The sequence below is a fragment of the Psychrosphaera sp. HA2-10 genome, from assembly GCF_055693745.1.
The window spans coordinates 2,462,487-2,474,841 of the sequence record NZ_CM146341.1; the positions used below are offsets into that span (position 1 = coordinate 2,462,487).

Below are 12,355 nucleotides of genomic sequence, written 5' to 3' on the forward strand. Positions count from 1 at the left end.
CTTAACATTGTCATAAATTGTCGAATTATTCTATTAAGTTTTTAGGATTAAGCAGTTCAATTAATTGTTGCTCACTTATGTTGGTACGTTGTTTAGCCACGTCTAGCACACTTCTGTTTTCAAAATAGGCTTGTTTTGCAATCTCAGCGCTTTTTTCATACCCAATATGATTATTTAATGCGGTAGCTAATATTGGATTCCGCGCCACATTTTGATTAATGCGAGTCTGATTAATTTGCATATCCCTGATCACTTTATTTGCTAATGAATCACTGCAAGCTGAAAGAATTTCGATACTTTGGATCAGCGAGTGACCAATCAGAGGCAACATAGTATTTAACTGAAAATTGCCAGACGCGCCCGCAATTGAAATTGTATGATCATTGCCAAAGACCTGTGTGCAGCCCATCAACACAGCTTCTAAAATTACCGGATTAACTTTGCCCGGCATGATACTACTGCCCTTTTGTATCTCAGGAAGTATTATTTCGTTCAGACCATACAAAGGTCCGCTGCTTAACCACCTTAGGTCATTGCTTATTTTTGTTAAGCTCACCGCGGCAGTTTTTAAAATACCGCTCACATAAACGGCCGTGTCTTGACTGCTAATTGCCCTAAAATAATTGTTTGCAGGAACAAAGGCTAACCCGGTTTGTCCTGATAGTAATTCGGTCACCAAGTTTGCAAATTTAGGATGGGTATTTACACCTGTGCCAACAGCTGTTCCGCCAATGGCTAAACTGAGTAGGCTGAATCGGCTCTGCTCATTTGTCTTATTTATGTCCGATAACTGAGAAACAATAAAATCAATTTGAGCGCGCCAACCGCTTATTTCTTGGGCGACACTCAATGGCATTGCGTCCATCAAATGCGTTCGACCAGTTTTGATCACAGAGTGTAAATCAGCCTCTTTTATCGCTAAGCTTTCTGACAACTTTATTAATGACGGCAGCAAGGTGCTATGAATTAATAAAGCCGCACTGACATGAATACACGAGGGAATAATATCGTTAGAACTTTGGCCTTTATTTACATCATCATTAGGATGAACTGAAATCTCACCATGAGAGTCAAGGTCAACAATCGACGCTATAACCTCATTAATATTCATGTTAGTGCTAGTGCCGGACCCAGTTTGGAATACACCCACAGGAAATTGATCGTCATAGTGACCATCAGCAACGGCCATTGCAGCATTAGAAATTGCCATCGCTTTCTTTTTATCTAACAAGCCGAGCGTAGCGTTCGCAATGGCACTCGCCGATTTTAATCGCCCTAAAGCATCTAAAAAAGCACGCGGCATTGGCGTAGGGCTTATCGTAAAGTTACTTTTAGCTTTGAGTGTTTCAGCGCCATACAAAACGTTCGTTGTTTTCATTGTTATATCCGTAATTATTAATCCTTATAAGACAGTGTAGAACTATAGTTAAAGTACAACTTACCTGATTGGTGTTTTTATTGGCTTTATTGAATTTATAAGTCGAGTAAATAGCCCCTGTCTATAACAGTGGGACAGATCATGAGCTACAAGTTAAATGACTCCAGTCGCGAACACGCGCCACTTGAGCGCTTCTTTTTAAAACTGTCGACCCCTGCAGAAGCTTTTATCAATAATCAATCCGTAACTGGCATCGCACTACTAGTATTTGCATTGGCAGCGTTGTTGATGGTGAATTTAGGGTGGCAAGAGCATTACGAGGCTATTAACAATTTAATTTTTGCGATTTCACTAGGCGAATGGACCATAAGTCATACCGTTCATTACTGGATCAATGATGGCTTGATGGTATTGTTTTTTTTCGTACTAGGTTTGGAAATTAAATTCGAGTGTTTAGTTGGCGCATTAAGTGACTTTCGTGACGCCGGACTCGTGATCCTGATGGCGCTCGGAGGAATGGTTGTTCCAGCTGCTATTTATATTGTGATTATTAGCTATGGCAATGGTGAAGCATACCAAGGCTGGGGAATTCCAATGGCCACCGACACGGCCTTTGCTTTGGCTATCTTAACGTTACTTGGTAAAAGAGCACCCCGAGCAGCAGCCATTATGCTTACAGGTTTAGCTATTGTTGACGATGTTGGCGCCGTCGCTGTCATTGGCATATTTTATACCGAACAAATCGATTGGACCTCACTTGTTTGGGCTAGTTTTACATTGTTAGGTTTATTCTTGATGAACATGGTTGGAATACGACGGGCAATATTTTATTTAACTGGCGGCATTATATTGTGGTGGTTTATTTTACAGTCTGGTGTGCATGCGACAACAGCTGGTATTTTAGCAGCAATGATGATCCCAACTCGTCCCTATGCCAAAAAGGTCTGGTCACAACGCCATATGCGCAGTGCCATGAAAACCTCTCATAAGAGTAACCGCTCATACATTCCTATTTTAGAAGATGACGCGCAGCACGTTTTGGCCGAGCAAACCGAAGAAATTGCCAGTAACACTTCAATTCCTATTATTCGCTGGGGTAACTTACTTGATAAACCCGTGACTTTGATTATCTTGCCACTCTTTGCATTTTTGAACGCGGGAGTATTAATGCCCTCTGAAATACCCGAACTCAATAATATGCTTGTGACTCTTGCAGTCATGGTCAGTTTAGTTTTAGGTAAAGGCATCGGAATTAGCTTTTTTGCCTGGATTGGCATTAAAAGCGGATTGGTCAGACTGCCACCAAATATGAGTTTTTATCACGTTGTCGGCATTGCATTTTTAGCTGGAATTGGTTTTACCATGTCATTATTTATTACAGCCCTTGCGTTTACAGGACATCCAGAGTTAATTGCACAAGCAAAACTTGGAATTATATTTGGATCGCTTATCGCGGGTACTGTGGGCGTCTTTATTTTTTCAATTGCTAATATGAAAAAGCCACCGTAATGGTGGCTTTTGATAATAACTAAAAAACTAACTAACAATCATGTTTAATAAAAATATTGCTTGATTAGAACAATACTTTTGCACCCAGGTAGAACTGTCGTGGTGCAACCCAGTTTTTAGCTTCGCCGAACTCATATGTGCTACTACCCGCAAATAACTGTTCTTCTTCAACTACCGCTTGGTTATCTAAGATATTAAAGATATCTAAGAAAAACTCTGTTTGGTAATTACCAAAGTCATGCGTGTATTTAACGCGAACATCTAGCACACCATATGCTGGTGTCGTTTGGCTTGCTAAGTTGCCAGGAGCAATCCAACGTCCGTTATAACCACCAAAGTCATAGTTGGTCTCTTCACGTAGTGGTAATAAGCGACCATACACGTTAGTTGCTCGGTTATAGGCCGTACCTGAGTTCCAGTTATAAACTGCACCTAATTCAAAACCATTATCAAAGAAGTATGTTCCTAAGATTTTGAACTGATGATCAATATTACCAGGCTGCTTGCCGTACATATTTGGAGCGCGAGGATCTAGGTAGTAGAAATCGCCCTGTAAGTCAGCATTACCGTCTGAGTTAGTATTACCTTCGGCGTCATTGAATGTATATGATGCAAGAAGGTTCCAATTATCCGTACGTAGTTTTTTGAATGTGATTTCTACGCCTTGGTAGTCACGTTTACCACCTTCAAGCGTTGCTAATACGTAGTTTGAACCTGGGTTTTCTGTATAACCAAAGTATGACAATGGTAGCGCAAGCGATGAACCGTCTAACTGACCACCTTCTGCGTATACACCTAAGTCGTAATCTTCAAGAATATCTCTTGTTTTACGATTGGTATAAGTAACAGAGATATTGGTGTCTTCCGTTAAGTTAGTTGAATAACCTACTAAGAATTCATCGGTATAAGGTGTTTTGGTTGTAGGTGAGAAGAACGCATCTTGCGTAGAAACACCACCACGAGTACGGAACGTTTCCCAAGCGCCATTGTAGAAGATTTGCTCTTCACGCACAGAACCCGTTAAATTACCCGCAAACGATGTCATATCAGTACGAACCGGATCATAATAACGTCCGTGGAATGCCCATACTTTTGAATCACCATCACCGTTAATGTCATATACCGCACTTAAACGATGAGCAATATCCCAATCAAATGTGAATATTTTTTCACCCGTAGAAGCAAAGTGAGACCACTGCTCAGCACGTAAACCAACGTTTAATGTTAAGTCATCAAGATTAATACTATCTTGAATATAAACACTCTTGCCTTTTGTCTCTAACTTAGACTCAGCTTGCTCAGTTTGAATAATACGGTAAACGTTAACATCACCCGTTGGGTTGCCAGCTGTACTATTGAAAACAATATTAGCGACGTCCGCTTCAGAAATACCTAACGCTTCACCAATGCGTTGCTTATCATCGTCAGAAAAGTCGATATTGCCACGCCATCCGTTGTCATTTGCATAAGTATCAAAGGTCACACCAGCATCACTCGCACCAATTGATGTGTATTGAGCCGAATCACCTGTATAAATAGAGTTTGTAATGTTTTCGTTCGTTTCCGACTCATAACCAAACTCAATAGTGTGATAACCAAAATCACTAGTATCTAAATAGTATTCACCATTTATATAAAAGCTCTCTTTGTTACGATTACGAATCGTATCAGCGCCTAAACCACCGGCATCTGTATCATCACGACCAACTGTTGCTGCGTTCGCTAAAAATGCAACGTCATTACGAGTTGATTTATCTTTTGCAAGCGTTGAAAGTTCAGCTTCGTGACGCATGAAACCTGCACCTAAAACTAAATCATCCCAAGAGTGAGAATAATCAAACTTATAGTTATCGCCACCGCTCGTCGTTATACTGTCGCGGTTTGACGCTAAGTTAATATTATTACTACCTGAAACGTCAGTAGGGTCATTGAAATAAGTAAATACAAATCTATCGTTGTTCGTCGCCTGCCACGTTAGCTTACCAAAACCCAACGTGCTCTCACGCTCTGGTTGACGCTCAACTTGGCCCGTGGCTGGGTTCGTTACATCGTCTTTACGGTTTTTAAGCTGATAAGAGGCGAAAAACCATAATTCGTCTTGGATAATAGGGCCGCCTAACGTTACAGCTGTGTCAAACGTAGAAAAACCCGCGTCTTTTGTTGCGCTGTTTTTACTATCCGCAACTAAGCTGTCATTTTGCAAGTAGTAGTTCACTGACCCGCTAAATTCATTACCACCAGACTTAGTAATTACTCGAGAAACCAAACCTGAGCCGCCTGCGTATTTAGCTGGAATCGCACCCGTAATAACTTGCTGTTCTTGAATGATCTCTGAGTTGATGTTGCCACCAAAAGTACCGGTCACGTTATCTGTTACATTAACGCCATCTATGTAATAAACGTTATCTGACGAAGTACCAACCGCACCGCCGGCGTCTGAATAGTTAACACCTGATTTTGAAGATGGGTTGCCACCTACACTAGGCTTAACACCCGGAGTAAGTTGCAAGTAACTTTGATATGAACGACCGGTAGGTAACGACTCGGTCATATCTAAAGTAATGTCCATACCCGTTGTTGCCGAGGTAGTATCAATCGCAGATACTGCTCGACCAGAAACAACAATTGTTTCCATGCTGCCAGAGGCATTATTTACTTGATAGCTTAAATTTAAGCTCTTACCCGTGATAACACGTACGTCATTTGCTTCAAAAGATTGGATATTTGAACCGTTGATACTAACTGTATATTGGTTTGATGCATCTAAGCCACGTAGTGAAACGTAACCATCGGCATCTGAAACTGCATTTTTACTTACCAAGCTATCAGGAGCTTTGACCAGAACCGTCGCACCTGCAATTGGACTTCCGTTTTTGTCTGTAACACGGATTTTTAGCCCGCCCGTGTCTGCCGCCAAAACCGAACCGGACAAACCAAGTGCTGCGGCAACCGCAAATGCGGTTAAACTATTTCTAAAATTTTTCATGAAACTTTCCCTAGAAAAATAATTACTATTTTTATTAATGAAAAAGAAATAACAGCAATAAAACACACCTGTGAATTATAATATTCCCTATCTGCTCAGAGACTTATAGCCTGCTCTGAGTTAATTAGTAATGGCACGTAAATAGTTGAATAACCATCCGCAAAACCACCAAAACCATGAAATTCAGGTCGAGATCACAATAAGTCCAGATAGTTCGAATATTTACTTTTTAAGCAAAAAAGACAGTCATACGGAATTGTTCGACCAATTGCGTCGAACCAAACACATGTTACGTCTTGATTTTACGATGAACTTATTGTTCACTACCGAACAAAGTCAATCAGAGTGATTGGTCTACTTATAAGGAAATAAAATGAAGTATTTTGTTATTTTAGCGTTAGTTTTATTTAGTGCTTTTGCTGTTGCAGGTAAAAAAGCAGTAACTGAAAATGGCGACGTGGTTATTCTTAACGACGATGGCACATGGGTTTATGAAAGTGCCATACCTCAATCTGAGGCTGAGCTAAAAATGAATCCGGGCACATTTAGCAAACCTGACAATGCTAGCTTTAAAATCAAAAGTGGCAAAACCGATGCAAACTTTTGGATAAACCCTAAAAAGTGGAAGTTTGAAAAAAACCTAGATGGTAACGCGCCTTCTGAGTATACGTTTCAGCTAAAAGGTGAAGACTTATACGCAATGGCCATTACTGAACGTCTTGCAATGAACTTAGACTCATTGGCTGATCAAGCGTTAGAAAATGCCAAAGATGCTGCACCAGATACGCGTATTTTAAAGAAAGAATACCGTATGGTTAACGGCAATAAAGTGATCTATTTAGAGATGGAAGGCACTATCCAAGGCGTTAAGTTTAGATACCTTGGTTATTACCACTCAAATGATGCTGGCGTAACGCAATACCTAACCTACACAGGTGCAAACTTAGTTAAAGACTACCAAGAAGACATCGATAACTTCTTAAATGGTTTTATGGTTGCTAAATAAAACGCATAAAAAAAGCTAGCTAATTTCTTAGCTAGCTTCTTCTTTTCAAACCAACGCGCTTAGCTATTTTTTAATGCTTCAATTCGCTTTTCAAGTGGCGGGTGACTTGAAAATAAAGCATGAACTCGCCCAGCATTAATCGCAAACGCCGCCATTTCATCTGGAACCGCTGGTTCACCTTTATGACTTTGTAAACGCTGTAAGGCTGCAATCATTTTTTGTTTGCCAACTATCGACGCGGCACCTGCGTCTGCTCTGAACTCTCGGTATCGAGAAAACCACATGGTAATGATCATCGCCAACACACCTAAAATAAGCTCAGCAACAATAGACACGATCCAAAACGCCGGTCCATGTCCGCGTTCCACTTTAAACACGACGCGGTCGACAACATGACCAATCACTCGTGACAAAAATACCACAAAGGTATTCATCACGCCTTGCAATAAAGTCATCGTTACCATATCACCGTTGGCAATGTGGCTCACCTCATGAGCAAGCACAGCTTCAACTTCGTCTTGAGTCATTTGTTCTAATAAACCTTGGCTTACCGCAACTAAGGCATTATTGCGATTCCAACCGGTTGCAAACGCATTTGGATCACGACTTGGAAAAATGCCTACTTCTGGCATACCAATTTTCATTTGTTTTGCTTGGCGCTCAACCGTACTAACCAACCAGCGCTCTTGCTGTGTTTGAGGGCTCGTTATCAGCTCTACCCGCATTGAACGCTTTGCCAGCATTTTGGACAACAACAAAGAAATAATGGAACCAGAAAAACCAAGAACGGCTGCATATACAAGCAAGGCTTGTAGATTTAAATCAACGCCATTTTGTGCCAGCAAGCCTTCTAAACCAAACAGGCGGAACGTTAAGCCCAGCAACGCCATGATTGCTATATTAGAGATGATAAACAAACCAATGCGAAACATTTTTCTTTCCTACTAAAAGTCGTTGTTTTAGGTTACATACCTAGGATGAGTGGAACATATTATGTGTTGCTTGAATATTCAACAGAATCTTTACTTACCAACTTAATTTCACTATCTTTTATTAAATATAATAAAAATAGAGAGTAGCAAATGTATAAAAAAATTATTTGTGCCATAGAAGCCAGCGATGAAGGTAAAATTGTTTTAGAGAAAGCCCACACGCTAGCCAAACTCTGCGGCGCAAAATTATATGTAATCAATGTCATCCCTTACACCATTCTTCCAAAAGACTATCAAAAGACACTGCAAGAAGAAGCACAGCCACTCGTTAATGAAATAGCCACAGCCTTCGAAATTCCGCCGAAAAAAGTCTTTGTAAAAGTAGGCAAACCTTACGAGCAAGTTTGCACCTTAGCCGAAAAGAAAGACGCCGACTTAATTGTAATCGGTACTCATTCTAAAAAAGGCATTCAGGCCCTGATCGGCTCAACAGCAAACGGTGTTGTTAACTACGCCAAATGTGATGTATCGCTAGTTAAGATCTAATTTACCAAGTTGGCGAGTTATTAAATTCACATTTAGGACTCGCCCGCCCTCGCTCCTATCAACTCTCACGCACTACCTATTGCCTATTATCTTTTAACTGTTAACTATTGATTAAAACCAAATTCGCCTTTGCCCTTTGTTTATTCAATTTCATCCCCATTTAACTGCAACTTGTTTTTATCCTTCGTGGATTTTTATTTCCTTACAGACTGGAGTCTTCATGCTTAATTTTACGTTCAAAAACCAGACCGAGATTTTATTTGGTAAAGGTCAGATTTCAGAAGTGTCTTCAAGGCTTCCTAACAATGCCAAGGTATTGTTTTTATACGGTGGCGGGTCGATCAAAAAGAATGGTATTTACGACCAAGTTTTAACGACTCTAAAAGATGCTGAAGTATTCGAATTTGCCGGTGTTGAGCCAAACCCGTCTTACGAAACATTAATGAAAGCTGTAGACGTAGCACGCACTGAAAACGTTAACTTTATTTTAGCGGTTGGCGGCGGGAGCGTTATTGATGGCGCTAAATTTATTGCCGCTGCAAAAGACTTTGCTGGTGATCCGTGGGACATCTTAATAAAAGGCGCTAGCTTTGAAAATCCATTGCCAATTGGTGCGGTATTAACACTTCCGGCAACCGGCTCGGAAAGTAATGGCAATTCAGTGGTAACTAAAAAAGAGACTGCCCAAAAGCGCGGCTTTTCATCGGAGTCGGTGCAACCGGTATTTGCGGTACTTGACCCAGAATACACTTTTTCACTTCCTGCACGTCAAGTAAGCAACGGCGCGGTTGATGCCTTTGTACATGTTATTGAGCAGTACTTAACGTATCCAGTTAATGCGCCACTGCAAGACCGCTTTGCTGAAGGCATTTTACAAACTTTAATTACTGAAGGTCCTAAAGCGTTAGCAACACCAAAAGACTACGACGTGCGCGCAAATGTTATGTGGTCGGCAACGATGGCGCTAAATGGCCTAATCGGCAAGGGCGTACCACAAGATTGGGCAACGCACATGATAGGCCATGAGTTAACAGCGTTATACAACTTAGATCACGCACAAACACTAGCGATTGTATTACCGGCTTTAATGCAGGTTCAGCAAGAAACTAAAAAAGAAAAAATTCTACAAATGGGCGAACGTGTATTTGGTGTTACCGGTGTTGACGAAACAATTGCTGCCGTTGTTGCCTTTTTTGAAGAAATGGGCGTTAAAACTAAAATGTCGGATTATGACTTACAAGGCGACAACACCGAAGTGGCTATCAACAAGTTAATCGACAGCCTAGAAAAAAATGGCATGACAAAGTTAGGTGAACATGGCGATATCGACTTAGCCAAAGCTCGCACAATTTTGGCGTTAGCCGCTTAATTTCGCGGCTATAATCTATCAGTTATTACTTATCAATTATTAGCTATGTGTTAGAACTCGTAACCCAAGTATTGAACTCATAACCTAAGTATTAAACTCATATTAAGACGCTTATATAGCGTCTTTTTTTTGCGGAACGTCTTTGTTAATTAGGCATATTTTTATTTGAACAATGCGGTCAAATGCGATATTTTGACGATGAAAACACAACCTCTGTGTAATCAAACGGAAAATTAAAAGTTGAAGCCATTCAACACAAGGACCAACATGAATACAAAAATTATACCTTTATCCGTGCTATCGGCTGCCCTATTTTTAGCCGGTTGCCAATCAACTCCTGCACCAACAGTTAAGGCGCCAAGCGTTGAGACTACTAGCCCGACTTTAGTACAAGATGAAAAAGTATTAAAACGCGTTGTTGCAATTTCTCGATTTACCAACGAAACCAAACAAGGTAAAAATTTCTTTTTTACTGACAAAGATGGTGACGTTATTGGTAAACAAGCTTCTGATATTTTATCTAGCCGACTTGCCTCTACTGGCAAATTCATTCTATTAGAGCGTCAAGAGCTAAGTAAATTAACTGAAGAAGCTGCCTTCTCTTCAGAAGCGATGGAAAAAGTAAAAGCTGATTATTTAATTGTTGGTTCGGTATCTGAATTTGGCCGTAAAAATGTCAGTGATGTTGGTGTTTTTAGTCGCACTAACAAACAAATCGCAACGGCAACCGTGAACGTCCGCTTAATCGACACAAGCAATGGCCAAATTATCTATTCACAAGAAGGTACTGGTGAGGCTGAAGTTGAAGCGAGTACAACTCTAGGTGTTGGTGGTCGTGCAGGTTATGACTCAAGCATTAATGATAAGGCGATCTCAGCGGCCATTTCTAAAATGATCAGCGACGTTGTTGAAAACTTGATGGACAAGCCTTGGAGAGCTTATATTCTTGATAAACAAGACGATATGCTCGTAATATCAGGTGGCGCGTCACAAGGTATAAAAGCGGGTAGTGACTTTGGTATCTTTAAACGTGGTAAAAAAATCAAAAACCCTCAAAACGGCTTAATGATTGAATTACCAGGTAAAAAAGTAGGTCAACTTACGGTTGTTCAAACTGTAGGCACTGGCGATAACGAAGTGTCGTTGGCTTCTTTCACTAGTGAAAATCTGAACACTAACAACCTTAACGACTATTACATCATGGAAGAGAGTGAATAATGAATTTATTAAAGTCGATCATTTTAGGCATCTCGCTAACGTTCGTTACTGCATGCGGAACAGTTACACATACAACATCACAAGCCGAAGAAGCAGCTTACATAGTGGTAAAAGGTGATGTAGCTAATAAGACATACAGTGTAAACAACAGCGCACCAGCGGCGTTTCCTGAATCAAAAATGGATATGGTGAGAGTACAAGTGCCATTAGGTACAGTACTTTTTCAAGTTTTCCAGGAAGATAAACTTATTTTAAACAGAAAGTTATTCTTATCGAATAACGACAACAGGGAAGTAACATTACCATGAAAAAAATATTAATCGCAGGTATGGCTTTGGTTCTTGCGGCTTGTGTTGCAAAACCAACTATGTATTACTGGGGTGACTATTCTGCAACCTTATATCAGTATAAAGCTGAGCCTAGTGACGAGACGCTTGCTCAACACTATGTGAGTATTCAAGACGTATTCAATAAGTCACAAGAATATGGCTTACGAGTGCCTCCTGGCGTAAATGCAGAATATGCAACACTGTTGTTAAAGCAAGGCAAAAAAGCCGATGCGTTAGTGTATTTCGAAAAAGAAAAAGCAACGTACCCCGAATCAGCATTACTTATGGATAGAATGATTCAAATGGTAGGAGCCAAATAATGAAATCAATCAAACTAATCGGCATGCTAACACTAGCTTTGTTTTTAACAGGCTGTCAGTCAACTTATGTCACTAAATCGGAAGCTTTTCCGAAGATGTATAGCGAACAACCGGCTTCTATTTTAGTCGTACCCGCGATTAATAACACAACGGCACCTGAGTCTACTGACTTCATAACAACAACATTAGCAGAGCCGCTGTCTTATCACGGTTTTTATGTTGCACCAATTGAGTTAGTTCAGAGTATCTTTCAACAAGAAGGCATTCTAGATGGCGCGCAATTAGCAAATGTTGACCCAAGCGTATTTGGCGAGCAATTTGGCGTTGATGCAGTACTGTTTGTATCAATTAACAAATGGCAAACCAACTACTACGTAGTGTCTGGTAATGTTGAAGTTGCGTTGCAATATGAATTATTTTCAACTAAAACTGGCGAAAAGTTATGGTTTTATAACGACAGCCTAGTTGTTGATACATCTAGTAATGATAATAGTGGCGGTGTTGCTGGATTATTGGTAAATGCTATTGCTACGGCTATAAAAACGGCCACAACTGACTATGTGCCAATTGCTAAGCGCGTGAATTATATGGCGCTGAGCTCTGCACCAGTTGGTCAATACCATTTACAACATAACAAAGATCAGCAAACTCCTAGTGTGAACCGCTTTAAAGCGAAATAAAACGTTAGGAAGAGCCAGTCTCTTTGATGTAAATTTTTAAGGCGCTTAATGCGCCTTTTTACTGCCTAATTGTCGGCTCTGT

At 40.4% G+C, this 12,355-nt stretch carries 11 protein-coding genes; 8 read left to right on the forward strand and 3 right to left on the reverse strand.

Annotated elements, in window-relative coordinates:
* Positions 1 to 25: 25 nt before the first annotated feature.
* Positions 26 to 1,378, reverse strand: a complete 1,353-nt coding sequence (locus ACZ1GV_RS11265) for a class II fumarate hydratase (protein WP_472674239.1) — start codon at positions 1,376 to 1,378, stop codon at positions 26 to 28.
* Positions 1,379 to 1,519: 141 nt separating this feature from the next.
* On the opposite strand from ACZ1GV_RS11265, the gene nhaA reads away from it, so the two are divergent.
* The gene (gene nhaA, locus ACZ1GV_RS11270; protein WP_472674240.1) at positions 1,520 to 2,887 is read left to right on the forward strand and encodes a Na+/H+ antiporter NhaA; all 1,368 of its coding nucleotides are present in this window, start codon (positions 1,520 to 1,522) and stop codon (positions 2,885 to 2,887) included.
* A gap of 64 nt (positions 2,888 to 2,951) precedes the next feature.
* Here nhaA and ACZ1GV_RS11275 read toward each other — a convergent pair whose 3' ends face one another.
* On the reverse strand, positions 2,952 to 5,873 hold the full coding sequence (locus ACZ1GV_RS11275; RefSeq protein ID WP_472674241.1) for a TonB-dependent receptor: 2,922 nt from the start codon (positions 5,871 to 5,873) through the stop codon (positions 2,952 to 2,954).
* 373 nt (positions 5,874 to 6,246) lie between these two features.
* Between ACZ1GV_RS11275 and ACZ1GV_RS11280 the strand changes: the two genes are divergently transcribed.
* Complete coding sequence (locus ACZ1GV_RS11280) at positions 6,247 to 6,879, forward strand: hypothetical protein (RefSeq protein ID WP_472674242.1); 633 nt, start codon at positions 6,247 to 6,249, stop codon at positions 6,877 to 6,879.
* 59 nt (positions 6,880 to 6,938) lie between these two features.
* Here ACZ1GV_RS11280 and htpX read toward each other — a convergent pair whose 3' ends face one another.
* The gene (gene htpX, locus ACZ1GV_RS11285) at positions 6,939 to 7,811 is read right to left on the reverse strand and encodes a protease HtpX (RefSeq protein WP_472674243.1); all 873 of its coding nucleotides are present in this window, start codon (positions 7,809 to 7,811) and stop codon (positions 6,939 to 6,941) included.
* Between the two features lie 150 nt (positions 7,812 to 7,961).
* Between htpX and ACZ1GV_RS11290 the strand changes: the two genes are divergently transcribed.
* The 6 genes from ACZ1GV_RS11290 (at position 7,962) to ACZ1GV_RS11315 (ending at position 12,273) form a co-directional block, all read left to right on the forward strand.
* A complete protein-coding gene (locus tag ACZ1GV_RS11290) occupies positions 7,962 to 8,357 on the forward strand; it encodes a universal stress protein (protein WP_472674244.1) in 396 nt (131 codons plus the stop codon).
* 220 nt (positions 8,358 to 8,577) lie between these two features.
* A complete protein-coding gene (locus tag ACZ1GV_RS11295; protein ID WP_472674245.1) occupies positions 8,578 to 9,726 on the forward strand; it encodes an iron-containing alcohol dehydrogenase in 1,149 nt (382 codons plus the stop codon).
* Between the two features lie 267 nt (positions 9,727 to 9,993).
* Entirely contained in the window at positions 9,994 to 10,944 is a 951-nt protein-coding gene (locus tag ACZ1GV_RS11300) for a CsgG/HfaB family protein (RefSeq protein WP_472674246.1), read from the forward strand.
* Positions 10,944 to 11,252 (forward strand): hypothetical protein, encoded by a 309-nt coding sequence (locus tag ACZ1GV_RS11305; RefSeq protein WP_472674247.1) that lies wholly within the window; start codon positions 10,944 to 10,946, stop codon positions 11,250 to 11,252. The genes ACZ1GV_RS11300 and ACZ1GV_RS11305 overlap by 1 nt, the downstream gene beginning before the upstream one ends.
* Positions 11,249 to 11,593, forward strand: coding sequence for a DUF4810 domain-containing protein (locus ACZ1GV_RS11310; RefSeq protein ID WP_472674248.1), 345 nt, complete (start codon positions 11,249 to 11,251; stop codon positions 11,591 to 11,593). The genes ACZ1GV_RS11305 and ACZ1GV_RS11310 overlap by 4 nt, the downstream gene beginning before the upstream one ends.
* Positions 11,593 to 12,273, forward strand: coding sequence for a GNA1162 family protein (locus ACZ1GV_RS11315; RefSeq protein WP_472674249.1), 681 nt, complete (start codon positions 11,593 to 11,595; stop codon positions 12,271 to 12,273). The genes ACZ1GV_RS11310 and ACZ1GV_RS11315 overlap by 1 nt, the downstream gene beginning before the upstream one ends.
* Positions 12,274 to 12,355: the final 82 nt, after the last annotated feature.